Source organism: Actinomycetota bacterium (assembly GCA_018334075.1).
Lineage (GTDB): Bacteria > Actinomycetota > Coriobacteriia > Anaerosomatales > UBA912 > JAGXSC01.
On sequence record JAGXSC010000010.1, the window covers coordinates 57,969 to 83,188 of the forward strand.

Sequence of the window (25,220 nt, forward strand, 5' to 3'; positions counted from 1 at the left end):
AAATTGACCACCGCCCGCGCTGGCAGGCACATATGGTTTCCGATTAGTGATTATACCAGCTGCCCCTTGATGTAATGCCCTGAGGCGAAATATCACAATACCTCTATGTAGAATAGCCCAGGTATGGTATCCTTTCAAACTGGTGGGTCATAAGGACTCATGAAGATCGCGGCTTTGGGATTTCACAGTAAGTGATATCCGGCGTCGCACTGTTTTTGCCCCAGTAGGGGTGGAAGGATGGATTAGCATGGCAGAAGGTACGGTAAAGTGGTTCAATGCAGAAAAAGGTTATGGCTTCATCGAGCGCGAGGGTGGAGACGACCTCTTCGTGCACTTCTCGGAGATCCAATCTGACGGATTCAAGACTCTCGATGAAGGTCAGGCAGTAACATTCGAGGAGGCCACTGGCCGCAACGGTAAGCCGCAGGCTACAAAGGTCTACGCTCGTTAGATCTTGACCGCTCAAAAAAATTGCGGCGGCTCCATTTCGGGGCCGCCGCAAAATATTTAACCCAGCTCGTTCTTCACGATCCTGGCGAGATGATCCGCGGTTCTTAGCGCCACGTCCTCATCGGCCGCTTCAACCATAACGCGCACCAGAGGCTCAGTCCCTGAAGCTCGAACCAAAACTCGGCCTTCCTCGCCCATCTCCCTAGTCGCAACAGCGATGGCATCACTGAGGGCAACACTGGTAGACATCAAAGCCTTGTCCTTGACCCGCACGTTTTTCAACACCTGCGGGTAGCGGGTCATGATAGCAGCCAAGCTCGACAGCGGCTGCCGACTTTGCTTTATCACCGAGGCGAGTTGCAGCGCGGCGATAAGGCCATCGCCGGTAGTGTTGTGCTGCATAAAGATGATATGCCCCGACTGCTCACCGCCCAAAACCGCCCCGCTAGCCTGCATCTGCTCCAGTACATACCTGTCCCCAACTTTGGTCCTTATGACCTGTATTCCGGAGTGCTTCATTGCTACATCAAAGCCAAGGTTGCTCATCACTGTGCCAACCACAGTGGCGTTCGGCAAATCCCCGCGAGAGTGCAAGTGCGCTGCGCAGATAGCTATTATGGTATCGCCATCGATTGTTTCCCCTTTTTCATCGAGCACCAGCACCCGATCTGCATCACCATCGTGCGCAACGCCGAAGTCAACATCGTGGCTAAGCACAAGCTCTCTGAGTTGCGATAGATCCGTCGAGCCACACTTGACGTTTATCTTCGCGCCATCGAAATCACAGTTCAGTGGAATCACCTTCGCGCCGAGCTCTTTTAGCGCGGTTATGGTGGTAACCGATGCGGCGCCGTGGCCGCAGTCGACCGCTATCGTCATGCCCTCAAGATCAACCTCAATGGTATCCACGGCATGAGAGATATAACGGGCGTTCGCATCATCTACCCGCCGAACCACACCTATCGCCGATCCCGTAGGTCGACTCCAGCCCCCGCCTCCCTTGACGTACTCCTCGATTTCATCCTCAAGCTCATCGGTAAGCTTGAAGCCATCTCTGCTGAAAAATTTGACGCCGTTGTACTCTGGTGGATTATGAGAAGCGCTAATAACTACACCGCCATCGGCATCCATGGCCTTAGTAAGGTAGGCCACCGCCGGGGTCGGCACAACTCCACATACAAAAGCATCCGCCCCACCGGAGCAGATTCCTGCAACCAGAGCAGCTTCAAGCATATCGCCGCTAAGTCTGGAGTCCCTACCAACAACCAGTCTGCCGCGTCCCTTGTCTGCAAGAAAATGCCCGGCTGCTTCCCCTAACCGAAACACTAACTCAGGCGTAAGCTCACTATTTGCGACTCCACGAACTCCGTCGGTTCCAAACAGTCGACCCATATTTACCTCGATCCGTTCTCGCAAAACAACACACAAGACCCGCCCAAGGATAGGCGGGTCTTGATTTGATCGAAAAACTCCCTGCGGCCTAGCGCTTGGAGAACTGTGGACGCTTACGGGCTTTCTTCAAGCCGTACTTCTTGCGCTCAACCATTCTCGGATCACGTCGCAGATGACCAGCTCGCTTCAGCTCGCCTCTGTACTCCTCGCCAGCGTCGAGCAGGGCGCGAGCGATACCATGACGAAGCGCGCCGGCCTGGCCGCTAATTCCGCCACCGTGGATCTTTGCGATGACATCGAATCGATCGCTTGTCTCGGTAGTCTTGAAGGGCGCCTGGACGAAGGTGATTAGCGCCTCGCGGCCAAAGTATTCAATGCCAGGGCGGCCATTTACAGTTATAACCCCGGTCCCCGGGATCAACATGACGCGGGCGACTGAAGTTTTGCGCCTGCCTGTCCCACGATAAACTGCCTTGGTGTTATCAGCCATTGATTCGACCCTCCAGCGTAATCTGGCGCGGATTCTGGGCCGCATGGGGATGTTCGGGTCCTGCATAAACCTTCAACTTCTTGCCCATCGCTCGCCCGAGGGTGTTCTTGGGCAGCATGCCCTTGACCGCACGCGTTATGACCCTGTCGGGGTGACGCTCAAGCATGCGAGATATCGGGGTGGCTTTCAGGCCACTATTATATCCGCTGTGCCTGTAGGCGATCTTTGTCGCCATCTTGTTTCCGGTGAGCTGAATCTTCTCAGCGTTGATGACAACGACGAAATCGCCGGTGTCAACATGGGGAGTGTACTGCGGCTTGTTCTTGCCTTTCAGGATCTGAGCGATCTGACTTGCAAGACGACCCAGCACCATGTCTTTGGCGTCGACGAGCAGCCACTCGCGCTCAATCTCCCCCGGTTTGGCATGGTAGGTCTTCACTTGTCCTCCAATTTCAAATAATTTCAATTTCGAATAACGCTCGGTCACTGTTCGTATAAGATCACGGGGCTCAAACGAACCCCTAAACTATAGCCATCGACCTAGGCCGAGTCAATAACCGAAGTGCCTCAAAGTTGCCTATGCCTGCAAACGGCTATGCGCTCAGAGCGAATCCTCCAGCCAGCAACTCGAAGGGTACTCGACGCGCCACAAAGTAAGACCGTGCGGCGGGGCGGTCGGACCAGCAGCCGCGCGGTCACGACTTGCCAGCACCTTATGCAACCAATCAACGTCTCGCCGACCCAACCCTGTCTCGACCAGACTTCCCACAAGTATCCTCACCATCGAGTGCAAGAATGCGTCTCCGACGACCCTTATGGTCACCTCTCGCTCCTCCCGGAAGCACTCCTCGGTAATCTCCACAACCTCAAGCGCCCTGTGAGTGTTTATGCCAATCGCCGAATCTCTGACACAGAAGGCCGAGAAATCGTGCTCGCCGAGGAGCGCCAGTGCGGCCTCCTGCATTACGCCAAGGTCAAGCTCCTTCTTTACCCACCAAGCGTATCCAGAGCTGAAGAGCGGCGGGACCGGGCCTGTGCAAATGGCATAACGGTACTCGCGAGTGTGCGCATCGAATCTTGCCGAGAACCCCTTGGCGCAGCGCCTTGCGCCCCGGATAACGATACCGGGTCCACACAAAGCGTTCAGGGACCTGGTCAAGCGCATTAGATCCGGAGCCGAAGAAACCGGCGTATCGAAGCTTACGACCTGACCCAAAGCGTGAACTCCAGCGTCTGTCCTGCCTGCGCCGGTGGTTCCGACAGCGGTCCCGAATATCGTGTGCAGCGCCGATTCGATGGTTCCCTGGATCGTCGGTATGCCAGGTTGACGCGCAAAGCCGTGAAAGTCGGATCCGTCGTAAGACACCAGCAAGGCGATGCAATCGCTCATCGAAAGCCTCCATCACGATTGATCACAGTGTCACTCCTACAGCAAGCAGAAGAGTGCCGACTGACACCATGACGATCATATCCCTTACGCCAAGCCGACTTTCATTGAGCCGCGTGCGCCCATGTCCACCGTGATAGCACCTGGCCTCCATTGCGACAGCGAGTTCCTCGGAGCGCTTGAATAGACCGACAAACAGCGGTATCAGAACGGGAATATACGCCCGAGCTCGTGCCAGCGGCCAGCGCTGATCAAATCTAGCGCCGCGGGCGATCTGGGCGACGACGATCTTCTCGGCTTCCTCGGCGGTTGTGGGTATAAATCGCAGCGCGATCGTCAATATCATAGCGATTTCCCCCACTGGGACCCGGATCCGTTCGAGTGGGCGCATCAGGCGAGTCAAGCCATCGGTCAACTCCACTGGCGAGGTCGTGAGAGTCAAAAGCGAACTGCCTATCACCAGCAACATAATGCGCGCCGAGAAGAAGATGCCTCTGCCGAGTCCGTCAGGGTCGACGGCCAAAGGGCCTACCCGAATCAGCGCCACAGTTGCCGGCTCCCAGCGCAACGAATGCGCCAACAAGGTGAACAGCAGCAACAGCGTCACGGCCTTCAGGCCGCGCACGACGATCCGCCAGGAAACCTTAGAGAGCACAACGGCGATAACAGCGAGTGCCCCAATGAGCACCAGGCCAGAGAATCGCTCGATCATAAAGAGCACGATCGCAAAGACAAATATCAGGATCATTTTTGCTCGCGCCTCGAGCGTATGGATAGGCGAATCCACCGGCACATACTGACCAAATGGCACTGGCGGTCTCACGGTGACCACACCTGATCCCGGCCCCGACGCACGGCGTCAAAGATGATCTCCGCAGCGCGAATCGGGTCCAACGTAAACTCGCCCAATCGATAACCCGCCGCAACTGCCGCAAGCTGCGTTCTTAGCACCTCTGGGGGCAAAATACCCGCTTTGGCGAAGTATTGGGGGTCTTGGACCAGCGCGGCTGCTTCGCCGTAATACACGGCCTTGCCCTGATCGAGCAGAAGCGCCTTGTCGGCTATGCCGAGGAACTCCTCGGCGTCGTGGGTTACGATTAGAAGCGCACACTCTTGCTTCACCTCGCCGATAATGCGTCGCATAACCCGGCGACCATCGATATCGAGTCCAGCAGTGGGTTCGTCCAGGAGTAGATACCGAGGTTGCATAGCAAGAACGCCGGCCAGCGCGACCCGTCGAGCCTCTCCGCCGGATAGCGTAAACGGCGATCTGTGCGCAAACTGCTCGGTGAAAAGGCCGACCGACTCAAGCGCACTGCGCGCCAGGTCGATGGCTTCGGGGTGCGAGAAACCTTGGTTCATAGGGCCAAAGGCCACGTCGTCCAGCACGCTATCGGCAAAAAGCTGGGTCTCTGGATTCTGAAACACCAGGCCCAGCCGACCCGAGCTACCAAACATCGGGCCGGTCACAGGACGGCCCTCGATCTCTATCGATCCCTCAGTAGGTGGAAGTAAGCCAGCTATCATGCGCAGCAGCGTTGACTTTCCAGAACCCGTCGGGCCAAGAACCACAAGACTCTCTCCTCGGTCGACCTCAAAGGAGACACCCTCAAGCGCGCGATGGGCGAAGCTCATTCCGCTGGCGTATACGTATCCCGCGCCATCTACCCGCAGGCTCATAGGACGCTCACGACCGCATCGGCATCCATTGCCAGCGCAGGAACCGGCAGGCCCAGGTGCCTGAGCCTCGATGTCATCTCGTACACGGGCGGAACTGTCAGCCCAAAACTCTCAAGCAAGCCCTCTTCTTCCAAGAGCTTGGAGGGAGTACCAAGAAAGGCGATTCGCCCATCACGAAGAACGAGAACCCTATCGGCAGCCGAGAGGTCAGAAACGTGATGTGTAATGTGAACAACGCCAGTACCCTCATCCCGAAGCCTGGCGATAATCTCCAACACATCGCTTCGGCCAGATGGATCGAGCATCGCTGTCGGCTCATCCAGAATGATATACCTGGGTTGCAGTGCGAGTACTCCGGCGATCGCCAACCTCTGCTTCTGCCCCCCTGACAGCAGATGCGGCTCCCTTCTCTCCAGCCCCGACAATCCCACACTCTGCAGTGCCGCATCGACGCGCACCCGCAGCTCCTCGGGTGGAACGCCGAGATTTTCAGGACCGAAAGCAACATCCTCCTCCACCACGGTGCCCACGATCTGTGCGTCCGGATTTTGAAAAACAACACCCACCCGGCTGCGAACCTCCCATATTGACGCGGGATCTGCAGCAGAGAGCCCATCGACGACGACAGAGCCCTCATCCGGAAGCAAAAGGCCATTCATGAGCAACGCCAACGTTGATTTCCCGGAGCCATTGGGGCCAAAGACTGCAAGCGTCTGCCCGGGAAAAATTTCCAGGGTTACCTCACTGATGGCCTGTCGAATTGAGCCAGGATAAGTAAAGCTGATTTCTCTAAGGCTGATCACAGCGCCTCCATGCTAACCAGGCAGATATCCGACTCTCACGCAAAGAGCCTCGCAAGAAGTGCGAGGCTCTCTCGATAGCTTGTACCAGGCTTGAAAGCCCTCCTGCCGTCATGCCGAATTAATCGACAAGCTCCATTATCACCATCGGCGCAGAGTCGCCTTTCCTGGGGCCCAACTTCAGTATCCTTGTGTACCCGCCGTTCCTGTTTTCAAAACGAGGGGCTATATCGGCGAAAACTTTGTGCACGAGCTCCTTGTCGCCAAGCTTGCCCATAGCGAGCCTTCTCGAGTGCACGTCACCTTTTTTGCCCCACGTGATGATGCCCTCTACCAACGACCGAACTTCCTTCGCCTTTGCCTCGGTAGTCTTTATTCTCTCATTGATAAACAGGGCGGTTGCAAGGTTCTTCAGGATGGCGTCAGTATGACTTGCATCCGTGCCAAGCTTACGACCCTTCTTCTGATGTCTCATGATTTACTGTCTCCTACGCTTTCAGGCCGAGGCCTACTTGTTGCAGCTTGTCCTTTACCTCTTCAATCGACTTCGCACCAAAGTTGCGAATATTGAGAAGGTCATTCTCGCTGCACTCGGTTAGTTGACCAATGGTGTTGACCCCTTGGCGCCTAAGGCAATTGTATGAGCGAACCGAAAGATCCAGGTCCTCGATTGGCCTGTCGAGATCACCTTCGGAGTCATCCTCCGATACACGGAAGATTCCCTCATCCGGTAGCGCGGATACCGCCTGATCGGCAAATACCAGCATGTGCTCATTGATTATCTGCCCTGCACGGGCCACAGCATCACTCGGCTCTATCGCACCGTTGGTCTCAACTTCCAAAATAAGCTTGTCGTAGTCGGTTCGCTGTCCGACTCGAGTGTTCTCTACCACATATGTGCACCGCGAAACTGGAGAGAATAGTGAATCGATCAGGATGGTATCTACGGAGTCGTCCACTGGCCTGTTCTTGTCGGCGGCAATATAACCGCGCCCGACACGAATGCCGACTCTCATTTCCAGAGTCGCACCTTTCGCCAGATGGGCGATAACAGCATCTGGATTCACGATATCAAACTCTGCGGGAATCTCGAGGTCGGCAGCTGTGACAACACCCGGTCCGGATTTCACAAGAGTAGCAACCGCGCTATCGCCCTCGATGCCTGTCGACCGAAATATCAGCGACTTCACGTTGAGTACGATATCAGTGACATCCTCACGAACTCCATCCAGGGAAGCAAACTCATGATGGACTCCGGAGATCCGTATGGAGCAGGCAGCAGCTCCCTGTAGGGAAGACAAGAGCGTGCGGCGCATGCAGTTCCCGAGCGTGTAACCAAAGCCTCTCTCGAGGGGCTCCATGGTATATCGAGCTAGGCAGTCGCCGATCTGCTCTACATTGACACTTGGTCTCATAAACTCTGTCACTTTTTTAGCCCTCCTCGGCTAGTCCATCTGCCCTACTTCGAGTACAACTCAACGATGAGCTGCTCGCGGACGGGGGCATCAATCTGATCACGCACAGGCAGTGATAGCACTTTCCCGGACAGTTTCTCGATGTCAACCTCAAGCCAACCTGGAACTTCGACTCTTTCAGACGAGATCAGCGAAGTCTTGATAACCAACAGATCCCTGGACTTCGAGGCAACGGCGATCGTATCGCCGGTCCGAACCCTGTAGGATGGAATGTTAACCCTGCGACCGTTGACCGTGATATGTCCGTGACGAACAACCTGACGGGCCTCATCTCGGGACTTCGCAAAACCCAGCCTGTAGACAACGTTGTCCAGGCGGCTCTCCAGCAACCGGAGCAAGTTCTCGCCGGTCACTCCAAGCTGCCTCGTAGCAAGAGCGTAATAGCCCCTGAACTGCTTTTCCAAAAGGCCATACATCCTCTTGGTCTTTTGCTTCTCGCGAAGCTGGATTCGATACTCGGAATCACGTGGACGGCGCTTGCCGGCCATTCCGGGAGCGTACGGACGGCGCTCGATTGCGCACTTGTCCGAATAGCACCTATCGCCCTTCAGAAATAATTTAGTACCTTCGCGGCGGCACAATCTGCAGTCCGCACCGGTATAGCGAGCCATAATCTATTTCCTTCCGTAAACTAAACTCGGCGGCGCTTGCGCGGCCGACAGCCATTGTGCGGGACCGGTGTGCAATCCTGGATAGCAGCGATCTCCAGGCCTGCGGCCTGCAGCGAACGCACTGCTGTCTCTCTGCCTGAACCGGGGCCTTTCACAAACACGGATACCTTACGCATGCCATGCTCCATGGCTGCCCGGGCACAAGCCTCAGCAGCCATCTGGGCGGCAAAGGGGGTAGACTTGCGAGACCCCTTGAATCCCACGGTTCCGGCTGACTGCCAGGCAATCACGTTTCCTTGTGGGTCAGTGATCGTTATAACCGTGTTATTGAATGTGCTCTTGATGTGCGCCTGCCCAACAGCAATATTTTTGCGTTCGGAGCGACGCACCCGAGTTGTAACGTTCTTCTTCTTGGCGACCATGTACTACTTGCCCTTCTTCTTGGCGCCGATTTGACGACGGGGGCCCTTACGAGTGCGCGCGTTGGTGTGAGTCCTCTGCCCGCGCACGGGAAGGCCACGACGATGGCGCAATCCACGGTAGCAACCTATCTCCATAAGACGCTTGATATTCTGGCTGACCTCTCTTCGAAGATCACCCTCTATGCTCAGGGTCTTGTCGATATACTCTCTGAGCTTTACGACCTCCTCCTCAGTAAGGTCGCGAACCCGAGTGTCACCCGAGATCCCAGTATCTCGCAGGATCAACTGGCTAGTCGTCAAACCTATACCGAAAATGTAGGTCAGGCCCGTCTCGACACGCTTTTCGCGCGGTAAGTCGATACCTGCAATTCTGGCCACTCGCCGTACCTCCTCTAACCTTGTCGCTGCTTGTGGCGCGGGTTCTCACATATAACAAGGACCCTGCCGTGACGGCGAATAATTTTACATTTGTCACACATCTGCTTGACGGAAGGTCTTACCTTCATCGCTCTCCCTTTCGGTAATACACATCTATATTCACGCCCAGCCGCAGGCGCGTACTTTCTACTTATACCTGTAAGTGATTCTGCCTCGTGTCAGATCGTAGGGCGAAAGCTCTACTACGACTCGATCACCTGGGAGAATACGGATGTAGTGCATTCTCATCTTCCCGGAAATATGCGCTAAAACCTTGTGCCCATTGTCTAGCTCAACCCGGAACATAGCGTTTGGCAGCGGCTCACTAACCGTACCTTCCATCTCTATGGACTCTTCACGCTTCGCCACCAGCTATAATCTCCTCACCTCGGCTTCAGCCGCAAATGGTCAGTATACCTATTTCTTTTATAGTAGTCCACATCATTTTTATATCTTTCAGGGAAGTGTAAGAATCAACGGGCCATCTCGATGTATGGCGATTGTATGCTCAAAGTGTGCCGATAAGGAGCGGTCGAGAGTTGAAACTGTCCAGCCATCCGAGAGTCCCTCGACCTCAGCTCCGCCGGCATTGACCATTGGCTCGATAGCTAGCACCATGCCCTCGGCAAGAGTAGGGCCTTTTCCTGCAACTCCAAAGTTCGGGACCTGCGGCTCTTCATGCATAGAGCGTCCGATCCCATGCCCTACATACTCTCTGACGACTCCAAATCCGGCCTCATCTGCCGCGCCTTGAATGGCCGCCGATATGTCCGAAACCCTGCCTCCGACAACCGCCTTGGATATCCCAAGATCGAGTGAGCGCCTGGTGACCTTTATTAGCTCTTCGGCCAACGCACTGACCTCACCAACTGGAAAGGTCATGGCGCTGTCCGCGTAGTATCCCTCAACGATCGCACCTACATCGACAGAGAGTATGTCTCCCTGCTCCAGTCTACGGGATGACGGAATGCCGTGTACGACCTCATGATTTATGGATGCACAGATAGTAGCAGGAAACCCATGGTAGCCCTTGAAGGCTGGCATTGCTCCCGCGGTGCGAATAAGCTCCTCGGCTATGGCGTCGAGCCTTAGCGTTGTAACCCCTGGGCGGACGTGCTCACCAATCGCCTGCAGCGCCTGTGCGGTTATCCTTCCCGCTTGGCGCATGATTTCGATTTCTGTGGATGACTTCCTTATGATCACGGTAAAAAGCTATTTTCCGAGAGCGGATTTGATGCTCTCCCAAACTTCGTTTACCGATCTAGAACCATCGATCTCCCTAAGGACTCCGCGCGAGCGGTAGTAGTTGATGAGCGGGGCGGTGGCTCTGTCATACACTGCGAGACGGTTTCTTACGGTTGCCTCGTTGTCGTCTGAGCGCTGAATAAGGGCGGCCCCGCATGAGACACAGTTGCTACCCTCGGATGCGCTCGTAATCCTTCCGCACGCTTCGCAAGCACGTCGCGTCGTCAAGCGCTGGACAATTAGATCCCGCGGCACGTCGATATTGATCACCGCGTCCAGAGACACGCCCATATCTTCCAACTCTCGATCGAGAGCTGCGGCCTGACTTTCATTGCGAGGAAAGCCGTCGAGAACGAACCCCTTGCTCATGCCCGATTCCATAATCCGAGATTTCACAAGTCCAATTACTATGAAGTCCGGAACGAGTTCGCCTGAATCCATATAGCTCTTGGCCTGCACTCCCAAAGGAGTCTCAGCAGCAACCGCCTGGCGCAATATGTCTCCGGTGGAGATATGCGCCAGGCCCCACTCTGAAACAATCCTGGCCGACTGGGTGCCTTTTCCAACTCCCGGAGCGCCGAGCAATACGGTGTTCATCATCCCTCTTTCCTAAAATCCGTCTGTTTCAAATATCACTTACTTGAAAAACCCATCGTAGTGACGCATCTTCAGCTGACTCTCCAGCTGAGTCATTGTCTCCAAAGCAACTCCGACCATGATCAATATCGATGCCCCGCCGAACTGCTCCAGAACAGTCATATCAGTTGCCCGGAAAAGTATCGTTGGGAGAATTGCGATACCTGCAAGGAATACCGCCCCTGGCAAGGTGATGCGATTCATCACGCCCTCAATATAGCTGACAGTCGCCTTCCCGGGGCGCACCCCTGGGATGAAGCCTCCGTTCTTGCGAAGGTTGTCTCCAAGATCGATCGGATTGAACACCAGAGCCGAGTAGAAGTACGCAAAGAATACGATCAATACCGAGAAGAACGCGTAATACAACCAGCCCTCGGATAGAGCATTGCCGACTCCGGTAAGAAACGCATTCCCCGTCATCGTCGCGAGCTGAGCGGGAAAGAATAACACCGCCGAGGCGAAAATTATGGGGATTACGCCCGATCCGTTCACCTTCAAGGGAATATACGTGCCGGATCCGCCATAAACCTTGCGGCCTATAACGCGCTTGGCGTACTGAACGGGAATCCTGCGCTGCCCCCGCTCCATCATCACCACGAAAGCAACGACTGCCAGGAAGATCACGATGGTCACCACGAACATGAGCACATTCCCAAGCTGGAGGGCTTGCCACATCGCCACAGGAAAGCGCGCAACGATACTGGCAAAGATGATCAAAGACATCCCGTTACCGATACCTCTTTGAGTAATGAGCTCGCCCATCCACATGACCAAAATCGCACCGGCCACAAGTGAGATAACGATTACCGCGTTTGTGACCACTCCAAAGCCAACACCCGATCCGGCAAGCGCGTCTCTGAACACCGTAAGCAATCCAAGGGCGTTCAGCACGGCAATACCGAGCGTTAGGTAGCGAGTCCATTGTGTAATCTTTCGCTGTCCCGTCTCGCCCTCTTTCGACCAGCGCTCCAGCGTCGGGACCACCGCTCTCAAGAGCTGCATAATGATCGAGGCGGTAATGTATGGCATGATGCCGAGAGAAAACACTGCAAACGTCTCGAGTGCGCCACCGGAAAACAGGTTGAGCAGCCCAAGCACTGCCTGCCCTTCGACAAGGGCTCTAACCGCCTCAATATCGACTCCTGGCACAGGAATATGCGCGCCGATCCGGTATAGCCCAAGCACAACCAGAGTGAAGATGATCTTTCGCCTTAGCTCGGGAACGCGCAAAGCGTTGGCGATTGCGGTAATCACGGGGTTTCTACCTTTCCGCCGGCTGCAGCGATCTTGGTTGCAGCAGCAGCAGAGACCTTGTCGACCTTGACCGTCAAGGCTTTGGTGATTTCACCGTCTCCGAGTACTTTGACCGCCACTTGTCTTGACTTAATCATTCCGCTGGCAAACAAGGCATCGACATCAACGACATCTCCCGCCGAGAATTTCTCATCCAGACGTCCGACATTCACCACAGCATATGCTATGCGGAAGGGGTTTTTGAATCCCGGCAACTTCGGCAGTCGCATATGTAGCGGGTTCTGACCACCCTCGAAGCCGGGGCCCTTGCCGCCGCCCGCACGCGACAGCTGACCCTTGTTACCCTTGCCCGATCGTCCGCCGTGCCCACTGCCGTGACCGCGCCCGACTCTCTTGCGGTTCTTGCGCGACCCAGGGGCCGGAAACAGATCATGAATCTGCATTCTAATTCTCCTTCGTCCTTGTTGGCACAAGGTTTTGTTCGTTAAAATTCCTCAACCTTGAGCAGGTGTTTCACCTTGAATATCATACCGCGGATTACGGGTGTATCATCGTGCTCAACAACATGATTGAGCCTTTTCAGTCCTAACGCCTTGACTGTGGACTTTTGATCCTGTGCAAAACCAATTGTGCTACGTACCTGGGTGACTCTAAGCCTCTTGGCCATTGGATACTAATCCTCCAAACCATATATCTGACCGACGGATTTTCCGCGCTTACGAGCGACTTCCTCGGCGCTGGTAAGCGACTTCAATCCTTCGGCTGCAGCCTTGACCATATTCAAGGCATTGTTTGTCCCGAGCGACTTCGAGAGCACATCACTGACACCCGCCAGAACCAGCAGTGCTCGGACCGGACCACCTGCGATCACACCGGTACCAGGGGCAGCGGGTTTGAGGAGAACCTGTCCTGCGCCATAGTTACCAATTATCGCGTGCGGTATTGTGCCATTGGTCAGCGGAACCTTGAACATATTTTTCTTGGCGTCTTCGATGCCCTTCTTGATCGCGATCGGAACCTCCTGGGACTTACCCATTCCGATTCCCACGTTCCCAGCGCCATCTCCAACCACTACCAGCGCAGTCAGAGCAAAACGCCGGCCACCTTTGACCACCTTGGAAACCCTGTTGATAAAGACTACCTTTTCTTGCAGCTCCGAAACCGGAGCCTCCCTACGCGCCATACTTGGCCTCCTAAAACTTCAGTCCGGCGCTTCTAGCGCCTTCAGCCAGCGACTTGACCCGGCCATGATACAAACGTCCCGAACGATCGAACACAACTTCCGATATACCTTTTTCAAGAGCTCGCCGGCCGAGAAGCTCCCCTATGATCCTGGCTGCATCGACGTTTCCGCCGCCCTTCAGCGATATGCTGACCTGGTTGTCCAGAGATGAGCAGGCGACTAGAGTCTGTCCGGCGACATCGTCGATCAGCTGAGCGTAAATATGCATATTGGTACGCGTCACGCATAGACGGGGCCTCTGCGCCGTTCCTGAAACCTTCCCGCGCACCCGAGTCTTCCTCCTGGCGAGTCCGGCTCGCTTTGTTTTTAGCCTATCCATGGCTCACTGCACTCCTTGAGATTGATATGCCCATCATAATTTCAGTTTTACTTAGCCGTCTTGCCCAGTTTGCGGCGAACCCGCTCGCCTTCATACCTGATTCCTTTGCCCTTATACGGCTCCGGCGAACGCCACCGTCGAATTTCTGCAGCAATCTGCCCGACTCGCTGCTTGTCGATTCCACGAACGGTAATTCTGGTCGGGGTCGGAACCTCAAAAGATATGTTCTCCTCGGCCTTTACGATAACCGGGTGCGAAAACCCAAGCTGCATCTCAAGATCCTCGCCGTTCATCGCTGCACGATATCCGACACCTACAATCTCGAGATTCTTGGAAAAGCCTTCCGAGACACCAGCCACCATGTTCGCGACAAGCGTACGCGTAAGGCCATGCAGCGCGCGGTTATCCCTCGTGTCATCAGGACGGGAGACGGTAACTACGCCCTCCTCGACCTCTATAATCAGAGCCTCGTTGAACTGCTGCGAGAGCTGACCTTTAGGACCCTTGACCGTAACCCTGTTGTTTTCATTCTTTACCTCTACCCCGGAAGGGACCGGGATGGGCTGTTTGCCGATACGAGACACGGCGATGCTCCTTTCCTTTCAGTCCAGTCCGACTACCAGATGTAAGCGATGACTTCTCCGCCAACGCCCGCTTTACGGGCCTCGCGATCGGTCATCACTCCGCTTGACGTTGAAACCACGGCAATACCAAGACCGCCGAGAACCCTCGGAAGATCTTCCTTTTTCGCGTACACGCGCAATCCGGGCTTCGATATTCTGCGAATACCGGTGATTGTACGCTGCCTTCTGGGTCCATACTTTAACGCTATCTCAAGCGTGTCCTGCGGATCGCCCGACACGACAGTATAGTCGTCGATGTATCCCTCATGCTTCATAACCCTTGCTATCTCTACCAACTTCTTAGAAGCCGGCATCGTCACCGAGGATTTAAACGCCGAGTTAGCGTTTCTCACCCTCGTCAACATGTCTGCTATTGGATCCGTCATGCTCATTATTTCAACCTCCTATGGTTCAAATCCATTCCTCGCGCCGGTTCGCACTCACCCGTGGTGAATGCGCCTTCTCGCCAGGTCCTTCACACAAAAGCTACCAGCTAGCCTTGCGAACTCCGGGTAGCTCACCGCGACTTGCAAGCACTCTCAGGCATATCCTGCACAATCCAAACTGTCTGTAGAAACCTCTTGGGCGTCCGCAGCGCATACAACGATTCACGGCACGAACTGCAAACCGCGGTGTCCTCTTGGCTTTGGCTATCATAGACTTCTTGGCCACTACTAACCTCCTTGTGGGCGACGAGGCGCCTTACATTCCCTTTTTTCTCTTGAACGGAAAGGCGAATGCCTGAAGCAAGGCCCTCGCCTCATCATCACTGCTTGCAGTGGTGACAAAGGTGATATCCATTCCTCTAACCCTATCGATCTTGTCGTAGTCGATCTCAGGGAAAACCAGCTGCTCAGTCAATCCCATGGAGTAGTTGCCGGAACCGTCAAAGGAGTTTGGATTTAGTCCGCGAAAGTCCCTGACCCGCGGTATAGCCGTGGTCACGAGGCGATCAAAAAACTCCCACATTCTGGCTCCGCGCAGGGTAACCTTTGCACCGATCGGCATTCCCTGGCGAATCTTGAAGCCAGCGATCGATTTTCTGGCCCGATTGAGCTTGGGCTTCTGACCGGTGATGATCGCGAGATCCCGCATTGCCGCATCGAGTGCCTTGGCATCTTGGGCCGCCTCGCCAACACCCATGTTAACTACGATCTTCTCGAGTCTGGGGACCTGATGAATATTGCTGTACCCAAGCTCACTCATCAGCTTGCCGGCGACTTCTTCCCTGTACCTGGTCTTGAATCTTGGTTCCATCTAAAACTTCCTCCGTGTCGTGTTTATGCGCAGGATTTCCGACCCCACGCAATCACCTTTAGACCCCTGCGGGTCACTTGTCTATATCTGCGCCACACTTCTTGCAAACCCGAATTCGCTTTCCTTCATCCCGGCGCCGTCCAGCCCTTGTAGCCTGAGAGCAACTGGGGCAAATCAGCATAATATTGCTTATGTGGATGGTGCCTTCCATTTCAAGGATGCCCCCCTGGGGCTGAGTCCTCGTAGGGCGGCGATGCTTCTTGATCATATTCACATGCTCAACGACAAGTCGACGCTTCTCCGGGTTTACAGCCAGCACACGGCTTTCCTTGCCTTTATCCTTGCCGGCTATAACCTTTACCTTGTCGCCTTTGCGAACAAACAATGAGCGGGACATTCTTACTCTCCTTCTATAGAACCTCAGGGGCGAGCGACACTATTTTCATATAACGCCGATCGCGCAGCTCACGAGCGACCGGGCCGAAAATACGTGTGCCCCTCGGGTTACCCTGATGATCGATGACTACAGCGGCGTTCTCATCAAACTTGATGTAGCTGCCATCCTTGCGCCGGATCTCCTTCTTTGTGCGAACCACAACGGCGCGAACTACATCTCCCTTTTTGACTGTTCCATTGGGAATCGCCTCTTTTACAGCACAGACGATCACATCGCCCACATACGCATAGCGACGCTTGGATCCACCCAGGACCTTGATGCACGCCACTTTGCGGGCTCCCGAGTTGTCAGCTACCTTTAATCGCGTTTCTGCCTGAATCATTTACTTCCTCCGTCGGCATACGGCAAACCAGAGGTGCGAAAGCCAGCGGCATCGCACATACTTTGCCAGGTTACTAACGTGCCTTCTCTACAATCTCGACCAAACGCCATCTCTTCAACCTAGACAGCGGACGGGTCTCCATGATCAGAACGGTGTCGCCGATTGCGCACTCATTGTTCTCATCATGGGCGTGATATTTCTTGCTACGGGTGATCATCTTTCCATAAAGCGGATGCCGCTTTCTGTCCGAGATACTCACGACGCAAGTCTTATCACCGGATGCGGAGACTACCACTCCCTGCCGCACCTTTCTGCTGTTGCGCTCTTCTGTCACCTTATCCTCCAACATCTCTTACGAGGCGGCGCTCTCGCGCTGGGCGCGGAGCTCCCTCATACGAAGCTCAGTATGCAAGCGCGCGATCTCCCTCTTAATGGTCTTGATCCGCGCAGGATTATCCAGTCTTCCTGTGGCCAGCTGAAATCTCAGGTTGAACAGTTCGGTCCTGGTCTCCTTGATCTTTTCAGCAACCTCCGAGTCGGACATTTTTGTTATCTCAGTAACCTTCATCTATCTCTCACCACCAGTATCAGCGCGCGCGACAAATTTGGTCTTGATGGGAAGCTTGTGCCGCGCAAGACGAATCGCTTCTCGCGCAATCTCCTCGGAAACGCCTGACAGCTCAAACATCACCCTGCCGGGCTTTACCACAGCAACCCACTTCTCCGGATTCCCTTTCCCTGAGCCCATACGTGTCTCGGCGGGCTTCTGGGTTATGGGCTTGTCCGGAAAGATGTTGATCCAGACCTTACCTCCACGCTTCATGTAACGTGTCATCGCGATACGGGCGGATTCGATCTGGCGATTGGTGATCCAGCCGGCCTCTAGGGCCTTGATCCCGTAATCGCCGAAGTTGATCTCCGTGCCACCCTTTGCGAAGCCCTTTCGTGAGCCCCGCTGCACCTTGCGATGTTTGACTCTTTTTGGCAGAAGCATCTAGCGCCTCCTTTGGCCTTCGTTACGAGCAGGCCTGGAAGGACGGCCACGCTCATTCAAGGGCTCCTGTCGAGATTGACCCGGAAGCACCTCGTACCTGTATATCCAAACCTTGACGCCGATAACACCCATCGTTGTGTGTGCCTCGGCGATGCCGTAATCAATCTTGGCTCTAAGTGTGTGCAACGGAACCCGGCCCTCGCGGTACCACTCTCGACGGCTCATCTCAGCGCCGCCGAGGCATCCCGAACACTGAATACGAATACCGAGCGCGCCGCCCTTCATGGCGGAAGTAACCGCCTTGCGCATCGCGCGGCGGAATGCGACTCTACCCACGAGCTGCTCGGCAACGCCCTGGGCAACAAGCACTGCGTCGAGCTCCGGTCGGGTGATTTCAACGATATTGACAGCGACCTGTCCACCCGTGATCTGCTCGATATCCTTTCTCAAGGTATCTACTTCCGTGCCTTTTTTACCGATCACGATTCCTGGGCGCGCTGTCCACAAAGTCACTGCGGATTTGTCGCCTTTGCGCTCTATCTCGACACGCGACAAGGCCGCTCGGCGCAAGCGCTTGAACAGCAGTTCGCGAATCTTGAGATCCTGGGCAAGCGTCTCACTGTAGCCCTTGCCCTGGTACCACCTTGAACGCCAGTCCTCGGTAATCCCAAGCCTAATTCCGATAGGATATACCTTCTGTCCCATGCCCTACGCCTCCTTTCCTTGCTTGAGAATGATTGTTACGTGACTTGTACGCTTGTTGATACGAAAAGCACGACCCCGAGCACGAGGGCTTACTCTTTTCAGCGTTGGGCCCTCATCAACATAGGTAGCCGCAACGTACAAGCCATCCGCCTTGAGCTTAAGATTCTTCTCGGCGTTCGCTACGGCGCTATTCAGCAATTTCTCGACGACTTCCGCAGCGGCGCGCGGAGTAAACTTTAGAATTGCGGCCGCATCTGCGACTGACTTGCCGCGAATCAAGTCCACCACGAGTCGAGCCTTACGCGGACTTACCCGCACATATCGTGCAACAGCTCTTGCTTCCATCTTTCCTACCTCTTGCCTTTCTTGTCGGCCGCATGGCCGCGGAACGTGCGGGTCGGGGAGAATTCGCCGAGCTTATGTCCCACCATCGACTCAGTAACATACACGGGGACGTGCTTGCGCCCATCGTGTACCGCAATGGTGTGGCCGACCATCTCGGGAAATATGGTCGAAGCGCGCGACCAGGTCTTGACGACCCTCTTCTCGCCGGTCTCGTTCATCTGCTGTATTCGAGCGAGCAAGCGTGCTTGCACGAATGGGCCCTTCTTGAGACTCCTGCTCATGATCTTCTTTCAGCTCCCTTGCGCTAATCGTTATTTCTTGCGCCGACGAATGATAAGGCGATTGGATAACTTGCCTTTCGCACGCGTGCGATGACCTTTGGTCGGAACGCCCCAGGGTGATACCGGGTGACGCCCTGCGGTTTTGTTCTTGCCTTCACCACCACCGTGAGGGTGATCGACAGGGTTCATTGCGGTGCCTCTGACCGTGGGACGAATACCCTTCCAGCGAGCTCTTCCGGCCTTGCCTACAGTGATATTGCCATGATCCGAGTTGCCGACCTCACCAACGGTGGCGCGACAAATAAGGAGCACGCGGCGCATTTCGCTAGAGGGCATGCGCAATATTGCATAGTCGCCCTCCTTGCCCATCAACTGGATGGATGTCCCCGCCGAACGAGCCATGGCGGCACCCTTGCCCGGATGAAGCTCCACAGCGTGAACCACGGTTCCGGTCGGAATATCCTTGAGCATCAATGCGTTACCGGGCTTGATATCAGCTTCCGGACCACTGACCACAGTAGTGCCGACCTGAAGGCCCTTCGGCGCGAGAATATAGCGCTTCTCGCCATCGGCGTAGTGAAGCAGCGCAATACGAGCCGAGCGATTCGGGTCATACTCGATAGACGCCACTCGCGAAGGAACGCTGTCCTTCGATCGCTTGAAGTCAATTCTGCGATACCGACGCTTGTGTCCACCGCCCTGATGGCGTGTCGTAATACGTCCATAGTTGTTTCGACCGCCCTTTTTGTGCAGCGGCTCCAGCAACGACTTCTCCGGCTCCGACTTGGTTATCTCGGAAAAGTCCGATACCGACTGGAATCGGCGGCCCGGTGATGTCGGTCTGTATTTCTTTATTCCCATCGTTTCTCCTTCCAGTCCGATTGCCGCTACTGCTTGTGACCGTCGAGTTGAACCTCGACTGACAGTATCGACGCCGGACTACCACGGTGCCGGGCGGCTCCATTGCTGGCCCGGAACCACTAATAGCACTTTCAGTGACGCCTAGGGCGCCGCGAAAAACTCTATCGTGTCGCCCTCTTTGAGAGTGACGATCGCCTTCTTCCACGAACGGGTAAGCCCCTTGCGATTACGCAACCGACGAGGCTTGCCAGAGACATTCATGGTATTCACACTCAAAACGGTAACGCCAAAAACCTCTGTTACCGCAGTAGCAATCTGCGGTTTTGTCGCAGTTTTGGCAACCTCGAAAGAATACCTGTTATCGGCGATCATTTCATATGATTTCTCAGAAACAATCGGCCTGATGATGACACTGTGAGAGATCGGCATTTACAAAAGCACCCCCTCGAGTGAGCTCAAAGTGTTGCTGTCTATCAGCACGGCATTATTGTTTACAAGATCGTAGGTGTTTGCCTGTCCCACGGTTATCACCTGAACTTTGGGAATATTGCGAAAAGACAGAGCAGTTTCAAAATCGTCGTTGGCTACAACAACGGTTACGCGACCCTCTATACCTAAGTTCCTAAGGGTCTCTGCGGCTCTCTTGGTAGATGGCTCAGCAAAGCCAAAATTCTCGACTACCACAAGTGCACCCTCGGCAGTTTTTGCAGAAAGCGCACTGCGCATAGCAAGTTTTATCATCTTACCGGGAATCCTGAATGCGTAGCTGCGCGGAGTGGGGCCGAAGACGACTCCTCCGCCTTTCCACTGGGGCGCCCTTATGGTTCCTTGACGAGCACGTCCCGTACCCTTCTGGCGCCAAGGCTTGCTTCCACCGCCGGAAACCTCACTGCGGCCTTTTGTGCTGTGAGTTCCAGAGCGCCATGCGGCCCGCTGGCTTCGCACCACCTGGTGCATCGCGAAAGTATGCGGCTCGATAGCGAAAACGCCGTCCGCCACATCTTTTACACCAACCTTCTTTCCAGATATGTCTTTGATGTCTATCGTTGCCATCGTCTTAGCACTCCTCGTGTATGCAATCAAACCGCTGCCAGGCGGCTACCGCCTGCTGGTTACGCCTTGCGAATCGTCAACAATGCGCCTTTTCCACCAGGAACAGCGCCTTTTACGATCAATAGATTTCGCTCTGGATCAATACGAACGATCTCCAGATTACGAACGGTCACACTCTCTCCACCCATCCGCCCGGGCATCTTGGTTCCTTTGAGAACGCGAGCTGGGGTAGCGCACATTCCTATGGAGCCCGGGGCACGATGGAAGTGTGAGCCATGTCCACCTGGACCACCGCGGAAGTTGTGCCGCTTCATGACTCCGGCAAATCCTTTACCCTTGCTCGTGCCGCTCACATGAACACTCTGGCCCGCTTCGAAGCTCTCAACCGTGAGCACATCGCCAGCCTTGACCGAGTGGCCTTCATCGAGAGCGACTTCGGCTAGATGGCGCTTGGGCTCAACCTTGGCCTTTTCAAAGTGGCCTTTCATTGGCTTGTTGACAGCAGACTCCTTGATATGACCAAAGGCGATTTGCGCCGCCGAATAGCCATCATTCTGCGGTGTCTTTACCTGGACTACCGCACAGGGACCAGCCTCAATGACAGTCACGGGAATGAGATTATCGCTCTCACTCCAGAGCTGGGTCATCCCCAGTTTTCTACCTAAAATTGTGTTCATACTCATCAAGCTCCACTTCTACTCGCAGTCTTGGGGCCTCAGTGCACACCTTTTGTGCATCTTCCAGAGGACTGCACCACAGCCGGAAATACCGGCATCTGACCTATAATTTAATCTCAATATCAACTCCGGCGGGCAGATCCAGCCTCATCAACGAATCGACCGTCTTTGCTGTAGGCTCAAGGATGTCGATTAGCCGCTTGTGGGTCTTCATCTCAAAGTGCTCACGGCTGTCCTTGTTGACGTGCGGCGAGCGGATCACGCAGTAAAGGTTACGCTCGGTTGGCAAAGGTATCGGACCAGAAACCTTTGCACCCGTTTTCTGGGCCGTGTCAACGATCATCTTTGTCGACTGATCTACGATCTCATGATCGTAACCCTTCAGTCGAATTCTTATCTTTTGGTTCTGCAACTCTCTGCCCTCCGTCGTAAACGAGAGATCTGATCTCGGCTAAATCTACTTCAAAATCTTTGTTACTCGTCCCGAGCCTACGGTTCTTCCGCCTTCGCGGATGGCAAATCTCAAGCCATCCTCCATCGCGATCGGAGCGATGAGCTCGCCGCGGATCTCCACGTTGTCACCGGGCATTACCATCTCGGTGCCCTCGGGCAGGTGAGCGATGCCGGTCACGTCTGTGGTACGGAAGTAAAACTGCGGGCGATATCCATCGAAAAACGGAGTGTGACGTCCGCCTTCTTCTTTGGTAAGCACGTAGACTTGGCCTAGGAACTCGGTGTGAGGGGTGATCGAGCCGGGCTTGCAAAGCACCTGGCCGCGCTCGATATCGGTACGCGAGACACCGCGCAAAAGCACGCCCACGTTATCTCCGGCCTGAGCCTCATCGAGGAGCTTGCGAAACATCTCCACACCGGTAACGACGGTCTTGTGGGTATCGCGGATACCGACTATCTCGACGTCGTCTCCGACCTTTACCACGCCTCTTTCAACGCGGCCTGTGGCTACCGTACCGCGACCTGTGATGGTAAAGACGTCCTCTACCGCCATGAGGAATGGCTTGTCGATCTCGCGTACGGGAATCGGAACGTGGCTGTCTACCGCTGCGATAAGCTCAAAGATCGCTTCTTTGGCCGACTCGTCGCCCTCTAGCGCCTTTAGTGCCGAGCCCTTGATTACAGGTGTGTCATCGCCCGGAAACTCGTACTCGTTTAGCAGCTCGCGAATCTCAAGCTCTACAAGCTCGAGAAGTTCGGGATCATCGACCATGTCAACCTTGTTCAAGAAGACCACGATGTGCGGAACGCCAACCTGACGGGCGAGCAGGATATGCTCGCGTGTCTGGGGCATAGGGCCATCCGCTGCCGAGACAACTAGGATAGCGCCGTCCATCTGCGCGGCACCGGTGATCATGTTCTTGACGTAGTCAGCGTGACCCGGGCAGTCGACGTGAGCGTAGTGACGAGATTCGGACTCGTACTCTACGTGTGCGATAGCGATAGTGATACCGCGCTCACGCTCTTCGGGGGCTTTATCGATCTGGTCGAAGGGGGTGAAATCAGCCCACCCTTTTTCGGCAAGTGTCTTGGTGATAGCGGCAGTCAGCGTGGTCTTACCATGGTCGACGTGACCGATAGTGCCGATGTTGACGTGCGGCTTGGTGCGCTCAAACTTTTTCTTGGCCATGATTCCTATCCTCGGCTCACTTCGCCGCCAACTTTGGCGACGATCTCTTCGGCTACGGACTTGGGTACCTGCTCATAAGCGTGGAACTGCATTGTGTACGACGCGCGGCCCTGGGTGCGACTGCGAAGGTCCGTCGCATAGCCGAACATCTCAGACAAAGGCACTTTGGCACGTACTATCTGGGCTCCTCCGCGAGGCTCTATGCCTTCGATCTGGCCTCGACGACTCGAGAGATCGCCCATGACATCTCCCATGAAGTCTTCCGGTGTGGCGACCTCTACCGCCATCATCGGCTCAAGAAGTTTGGGGGTTGCCTTGCGCAGCCCATCTTTGATCGCCATGGAGCCGGCTATTTTGAAGGCCATCTCCGAGGAGTCAACCTCGTGATAGGAGCCGTCTACAAGCTCAACCTTGACATCAACTACTGGGTATCCGGCAAGAACGCCTGAGCCAAGGGCCTCCTGGATGCCCTTGTCAACTGCGGGAATGTACTCTTTTGGAACAGCGCCGCCGACGATTTTGCTCGCAAACTCGTATCCGACTCCAGCCTCTTGCGGCACAACATTTATGACTACGTGACCATACTGACCTCGCCCGCCCGTTTGCCGAGCGAATTTCATGTCGACACCGTCGACCCGCTTGCCGACTGTCTCGCGATACGCGACTTGCGGCTTACCGACGTTGGCCTCGACCTTGAATTCACGCAACAGTCTGTCGACAATGACCTCTAGGTGCAACTCGCCCATCCCGGCGATGATGGTCTGGCCTGTCTCCTCATCGGAGCGCACCCTGAATGTGGGATCCTCCTCAGCGAGCCTGGCCAGAGACTGACCGAGCTTCTCCTGGTCCACCTTGGTCTTGGGCTCAATTGCGATATCGATAACCGGGTCAGGAAACTCCATCGACTCAAGCACAACTGGTTGGCTATCCGAGCAAAGCGTGTCACCGGTCGTCGTGTTCTTCAATCCGACCGCAGCAACGATATCACCCGCCGAGACATCGGTGATGTCTTCGCGGTGATTGGCATGCATCTCGAGCAGGCGGCCGATACGCTCCTTGTGTCCCTTGGTAGAGTTGAGAACATACGATCCTGCGGACATGGAGCCCGAATAAACTCGGAAGTAGGTCAGCTTACCAACGTATGGATCGGTCATGACCTTGAATGCGAGAGCGGCAAATGGTGCTTTCCCATCGGCCTCACGAACGATTTCCTCATCTGTGCGGACATCTTTGCCCCGGATGGCAGGAATGTCTACGGGAGATGGAAGATAGTCGATGATCGCATCGAGTAGCGCCTGAACTCCCTTGTTCTTGAAGGAGGCCCCGCAGACAACAGGCGTAATCGCACAGTCAATAGTGGCCTGACGGAGTGCGGCCTGCAGTTCGCCGATTTCGATATCCTCTTCGGCGAGGAACTTTTCGAGAAGCGCGTCGTCGTACTCGGCAGCAGCCTCAACCAGCTCAGCCCTGTAAAGCTCCGCATCATCAGCAAGCTCGGCAGGAATCTCGCCGGTGGAAGGATTGATACCTTTGTCATCTTCATTGAAGAAGATCGCATTCATCGCCAGCAAATCGATAATCCCGGTAAAGCGGTCCTCTGAGCCAATGGGCAGCTGCAGTAGCACCGGGCGTGTATTCAGGCGATCCTTCATCATCCGAATAACATTGAAGAAGTCTGCACCGGTCCGGTCCATCTTGTTGATGTAAGCCATACGGGGAACCTTGTAGTTGTCAGCCTGGCGCCAGACGGTCTCGGACTGTGGCTCGACACCCCCTACCGCACAGAATACAGCGCAGGCGCCGTCGAGCACCCTCAGCGAGCGTTCCACCTCAACGGTAAAGTCCACGTGCCCGGGAGTATCGATAATCTGAATGCGATGATCTCTCCAAAAACACGTGGTCGCAGCGGATGTGATTGTGATACCGCGCTCCTGCTCCTGGATCATCCAGTCCATGGCGGCAGCACCATCATGGACCTCACCGATCTTGTGAGACTTTCCGGTATAGAACAAAATCCGCTCGGTAGTGGTCGTCTTCCCGGCGTCTATGTGGGCCATGATCCCGATGTTTCGGGTCTTGGATATTGGGTATTTCTTCTGAGCCATGAACTGTACTTTCCTCTACTATCCTCGTGTTTTACCCATCGTCTCTTGGCAAAGTGTTCTAAGGTTCGATCGGCAGA

The 25,220-nt window shown here is 55.1% G+C and carries 41 protein-coding genes; 1 reads left to right on the plus strand and 40 read right to left on the minus strand.

Going from position 1 to position 25,220, the window contains the following annotated elements; all coding sequences use genetic code 11:
- Window positions 1–247 precede the first annotated feature (247 nt).
- Window positions 248–451 carry a cold shock domain-containing protein gene (locus KGZ89_02090; GenBank protein ID MBS3973647.1) on the plus strand — a complete coding sequence of 68 codons (204 nt, stop codon included), beginning with the start codon at window positions 248–250 and terminating at the stop codon, window positions 449–451.
- Window positions 452–507: 56 nt separating this feature from the next.
- On the opposite strand, the gene KGZ89_02095 is transcribed toward KGZ89_02090, so the two are convergent.
- From KGZ89_02095 to fusA, 40 genes are all read right to left on the minus strand, one after another.
- Window positions 508–1,842: a phosphoglucosamine mutase gene (locus tag KGZ89_02095; GenBank protein MBS3973648.1), complete on the minus strand. Its 1,335-nt coding sequence runs from the start codon at window positions 1,840–1,842 to the stop codon at window positions 508–510.
- A gap of 88 nt (window positions 1,843–1,930) precedes the next feature.
- Window positions 1,931–2,332 carry a 30S ribosomal protein S9 gene (gene rpsI / locus KGZ89_02100; protein MBS3973649.1) on the minus strand — a complete coding sequence of 134 codons (402 nt, stop codon included), beginning with the start codon at window positions 2,330–2,332 and terminating at the stop codon, window positions 1,931–1,933.
- A complete protein-coding gene (gene rplM / locus KGZ89_02105) occupies window positions 2,325–2,771 on the minus strand; it encodes a 50S ribosomal protein L13 (protein MBS3973650.1) in 447 nt (148 codons plus the stop codon). Before rplM ends, rpsI begins: the two co-directional genes overlap by 8 nt.
- Window positions 2,772–2,933: 162 nt before the next feature.
- On the minus strand, window positions 2,934–3,722 hold the full coding sequence (gene truA, locus KGZ89_02110; protein MBS3973651.1) for a tRNA pseudouridine(38-40) synthase TruA: 789 nt from the start codon (window positions 3,720–3,722) through the stop codon (window positions 2,934–2,936).
- Window positions 3,723–3,744: 22 nt separating this feature from the next.
- The gene (locus KGZ89_02115) at window positions 3,745–4,467 is read right to left on the minus strand and encodes an energy-coupling factor transporter transmembrane protein EcfT (GenBank protein MBS3973652.1); all 723 of its coding nucleotides are present in this window, start codon (window positions 4,465–4,467) and stop codon (window positions 3,745–3,747) included.
- A gap of 71 nt (window positions 4,468–4,538) precedes the next feature.
- Window positions 4,539–5,399: an ATP-binding cassette domain-containing protein gene (locus tag KGZ89_02120; GenBank protein MBS3973653.1), complete on the minus strand. Its 861-nt coding sequence runs from the start codon at window positions 5,397–5,399 to the stop codon at window positions 4,539–4,541.
- Complete coding sequence (locus KGZ89_02125; GenBank protein MBS3973654.1) at window positions 5,396–6,202, minus strand: energy-coupling factor transporter ATPase; 807 nt, start codon at window positions 6,200–6,202, stop codon at window positions 5,396–5,398. Before KGZ89_02125 ends, KGZ89_02120 begins: the two co-directional genes overlap by 4 nt.
- A gap of 118 nt (window positions 6,203–6,320) precedes the next feature.
- Window positions 6,321–6,674: a 50S ribosomal protein L17 gene (gene rplQ / locus KGZ89_02130; protein ID MBS3973655.1), complete on the minus strand. Its 354-nt coding sequence runs from the start codon at window positions 6,672–6,674 to the stop codon at window positions 6,321–6,323.
- Between the two features lie 13 nt (window positions 6,675–6,687).
- Window positions 6,688–7,626 (minus strand): DNA-directed RNA polymerase subunit alpha, encoded by a 939-nt coding sequence (locus tag KGZ89_02135; protein ID MBS3973656.1) that lies wholly within the window; start codon window positions 7,624–7,626, stop codon window positions 6,688–6,690.
- A 32-nt stretch (window positions 7,627–7,658) separates the two neighbouring features.
- Window positions 7,659–8,285: a 30S ribosomal protein S4 gene (gene rpsD / locus KGZ89_02140; GenBank protein MBS3973657.1), complete on the minus strand. Its 627-nt coding sequence runs from the start codon at window positions 8,283–8,285 to the stop codon at window positions 7,659–7,661.
- A 20-nt stretch (window positions 8,286–8,305) separates the two neighbouring features.
- On the minus strand, window positions 8,306–8,707 hold the full coding sequence (gene rpsK / locus KGZ89_02145) for a 30S ribosomal protein S11 (GenBank protein ID MBS3973658.1): 402 nt from the start codon (window positions 8,705–8,707) through the stop codon (window positions 8,306–8,308).
- A gap of 3 nt (window positions 8,708–8,710) precedes the next feature.
- Window positions 8,711–9,085, minus strand: a complete 375-nt coding sequence (gene rpsM, locus KGZ89_02150; protein ID MBS3973659.1) for a 30S ribosomal protein S13 — start codon at window positions 9,083–9,085, stop codon at window positions 8,711–8,713.
- 14 nt (window positions 9,086–9,099) lie between these two features.
- Window positions 9,100–9,213, minus strand: a complete 114-nt coding sequence (rpmJ, locus tag KGZ89_02155; GenBank protein MBS3973660.1) for a 50S ribosomal protein L36 — start codon at window positions 9,211–9,213, stop codon at window positions 9,100–9,102.
- 58 nt (window positions 9,214–9,271) lie between these two features.
- The gene (infA, locus tag KGZ89_02160) at window positions 9,272–9,493 is read right to left on the minus strand and encodes a translation initiation factor IF-1 (GenBank protein ID MBS3973661.1); all 222 of its coding nucleotides are present in this window, start codon (window positions 9,491–9,493) and stop codon (window positions 9,272–9,274) included.
- A gap of 87 nt (window positions 9,494–9,580) precedes the next feature.
- A complete protein-coding gene (gene map / locus KGZ89_02165) occupies window positions 9,581–10,327 on the minus strand; it encodes a type I methionyl aminopeptidase (GenBank protein ID MBS3973662.1) in 747 nt (248 codons plus the stop codon).
- Between the two features lie 9 nt (window positions 10,328–10,336).
- Entirely contained in the window at window positions 10,337–10,966 is a 630-nt protein-coding gene (locus KGZ89_02170) for an adenylate kinase (protein MBS3973663.1), read from the minus strand.
- 39 nt (window positions 10,967–11,005) lie between these two features.
- Window positions 11,006–12,259, minus strand: a complete 1,254-nt coding sequence (gene secY, locus KGZ89_02175; GenBank protein MBS3973664.1) for a preprotein translocase subunit SecY — start codon at window positions 12,257–12,259, stop codon at window positions 11,006–11,008.
- Window positions 12,256–12,702 carry a 50S ribosomal protein L15 gene (gene rplO / locus KGZ89_02180; protein MBS3973665.1) on the minus strand — a complete coding sequence of 149 codons (447 nt, stop codon included), beginning with the start codon at window positions 12,700–12,702 and terminating at the stop codon, window positions 12,256–12,258. The genes secY and rplO overlap by 4 nt, the downstream gene beginning before the upstream one ends.
- A gap of 41 nt (window positions 12,703–12,743) precedes the next feature.
- Window positions 12,744–12,926, minus strand: coding sequence for a 50S ribosomal protein L30 (rpmD, locus tag KGZ89_02185; protein MBS3973666.1), 183 nt, complete (start codon window positions 12,924–12,926; stop codon window positions 12,744–12,746).
- Between the two features lie 6 nt (window positions 12,927–12,932).
- Complete coding sequence (rpsE, locus tag KGZ89_02190) at window positions 12,933–13,442, minus strand: 30S ribosomal protein S5 (GenBank protein MBS3973667.1); 510 nt, start codon at window positions 13,440–13,442, stop codon at window positions 12,933–12,935.
- Window positions 13,443–13,452: 10 nt separating this feature from the next.
- Window positions 13,453–13,821, minus strand: coding sequence for a 50S ribosomal protein L18 (gene rplR / locus KGZ89_02195; protein MBS3973668.1), 369 nt, complete (start codon window positions 13,819–13,821; stop codon window positions 13,453–13,455).
- A gap of 47 nt (window positions 13,822–13,868) precedes the next feature.
- Window positions 13,869–14,405, minus strand: a complete 537-nt coding sequence (rplF, locus tag KGZ89_02200) for a 50S ribosomal protein L6 (GenBank protein MBS3973669.1) — start codon at window positions 14,403–14,405, stop codon at window positions 13,869–13,871.
- A gap of 32 nt (window positions 14,406–14,437) precedes the next feature.
- On the minus strand, window positions 14,438–14,836 hold the full coding sequence (gene rpsH, locus KGZ89_02205; protein ID MBS3973670.1) for a 30S ribosomal protein S8: 399 nt from the start codon (window positions 14,834–14,836) through the stop codon (window positions 14,438–14,440).
- 94 nt (window positions 14,837–14,930) lie between these two features.
- Complete coding sequence (locus tag KGZ89_02210) at window positions 14,931–15,116, minus strand: type Z 30S ribosomal protein S14 (GenBank protein ID MBS3973671.1); 186 nt, start codon at window positions 15,114–15,116, stop codon at window positions 14,931–14,933.
- Window positions 15,117–15,146: 30 nt separating this feature from the next.
- Window positions 15,147–15,701 carry a 50S ribosomal protein L5 gene (gene rplE / locus KGZ89_02215; protein MBS3973672.1) on the minus strand — a complete coding sequence of 185 codons (555 nt, stop codon included), beginning with the start codon at window positions 15,699–15,701 and terminating at the stop codon, window positions 15,147–15,149.
- A 73-nt stretch (window positions 15,702–15,774) separates the two neighbouring features.
- Entirely contained in the window at window positions 15,775–16,098 is a 324-nt protein-coding gene (rplX, locus tag KGZ89_02220; protein MBS3973673.1) for a 50S ribosomal protein L24, read from the minus strand.
- 13 nt (window positions 16,099–16,111) lie between these two features.
- Window positions 16,112–16,480 carry a 50S ribosomal protein L14 gene (gene rplN, locus KGZ89_02225; GenBank protein ID MBS3973674.1) on the minus strand — a complete coding sequence of 123 codons (369 nt, stop codon included), beginning with the start codon at window positions 16,478–16,480 and terminating at the stop codon, window positions 16,112–16,114.
- A gap of 73 nt (window positions 16,481–16,553) precedes the next feature.
- Window positions 16,554–16,829 (minus strand): 30S ribosomal protein S17, encoded by a 276-nt coding sequence (gene rpsQ / locus KGZ89_02230; GenBank protein ID MBS3973675.1) that lies wholly within the window; start codon window positions 16,827–16,829, stop codon window positions 16,554–16,556.
- A gap of 3 nt (window positions 16,830–16,832) precedes the next feature.
- Window positions 16,833–17,048 carry a 50S ribosomal protein L29 gene (rpmC, locus tag KGZ89_02235; GenBank protein MBS3973676.1) on the minus strand — a complete coding sequence of 72 codons (216 nt, stop codon included), beginning with the start codon at window positions 17,046–17,048 and terminating at the stop codon, window positions 16,833–16,835.
- Window positions 17,049–17,474 (minus strand): 50S ribosomal protein L16, encoded by a 426-nt coding sequence (rplP, locus tag KGZ89_02240; protein MBS3973677.1) that lies wholly within the window; start codon window positions 17,472–17,474, stop codon window positions 17,049–17,051.
- Window positions 17,475–18,179 carry a 30S ribosomal protein S3 gene (rpsC, locus tag KGZ89_02245; protein ID MBS3973678.1) on the minus strand — a complete coding sequence of 235 codons (705 nt, stop codon included), beginning with the start codon at window positions 18,177–18,179 and terminating at the stop codon, window positions 17,475–17,477.
- Between the two features lie 3 nt (window positions 18,180–18,182).
- Complete coding sequence (gene rplV, locus KGZ89_02250) at window positions 18,183–18,524, minus strand: 50S ribosomal protein L22 (protein MBS3973679.1); 342 nt, start codon at window positions 18,522–18,524, stop codon at window positions 18,183–18,185.
- A 5-nt stretch (window positions 18,525–18,529) separates the two neighbouring features.
- Window positions 18,530–18,805 carry a 30S ribosomal protein S19 gene (rpsS, locus tag KGZ89_02255; protein ID MBS3973680.1) on the minus strand — a complete coding sequence of 92 codons (276 nt, stop codon included), beginning with the start codon at window positions 18,803–18,805 and terminating at the stop codon, window positions 18,530–18,532.
- A gap of 30 nt (window positions 18,806–18,835) precedes the next feature.
- Entirely contained in the window at window positions 18,836–19,666 is an 831-nt protein-coding gene (gene rplB, locus KGZ89_02260; protein ID MBS3973681.1) for a 50S ribosomal protein L2, read from the minus strand.
- A gap of 141 nt (window positions 19,667–19,807) precedes the next feature.
- Complete coding sequence (rplW, locus tag KGZ89_02265) at window positions 19,808–20,095, minus strand: 50S ribosomal protein L23 (protein MBS3973682.1); 288 nt, start codon at window positions 20,093–20,095, stop codon at window positions 19,808–19,810.
- A complete protein-coding gene (gene rplD / locus KGZ89_02270) occupies window positions 20,096–20,719 on the minus strand; it encodes a 50S ribosomal protein L4 (GenBank protein MBS3973683.1) in 624 nt (207 codons plus the stop codon).
- 59 nt (window positions 20,720–20,778) lie between these two features.
- Entirely contained in the window at window positions 20,779–21,396 is a 618-nt protein-coding gene (gene rplC / locus KGZ89_02275; protein MBS3973684.1) for a 50S ribosomal protein L3, read from the minus strand.
- Between the two features lie 103 nt (window positions 21,397–21,499).
- A complete protein-coding gene (rpsJ, locus tag KGZ89_02280; GenBank protein MBS3973685.1) occupies window positions 21,500–21,808 on the minus strand; it encodes a 30S ribosomal protein S10 in 309 nt (102 codons plus the stop codon).
- Window positions 21,809–21,853: 45 nt separating this feature from the next.
- Complete coding sequence (gene tuf, locus KGZ89_02285) at window positions 21,854–23,038, minus strand: elongation factor Tu (protein MBS3973686.1); 1,185 nt, start codon at window positions 23,036–23,038, stop codon at window positions 21,854–21,856.
- A gap of 5 nt (window positions 23,039–23,043) precedes the next feature.
- Window positions 23,044–25,143 (minus strand): elongation factor G, encoded by a 2,100-nt coding sequence (fusA, locus tag KGZ89_02290; protein ID MBS3973687.1) that lies wholly within the window; start codon window positions 25,141–25,143, stop codon window positions 23,044–23,046.
- Window positions 25,144–25,220: the final 77 nt, after the last annotated feature.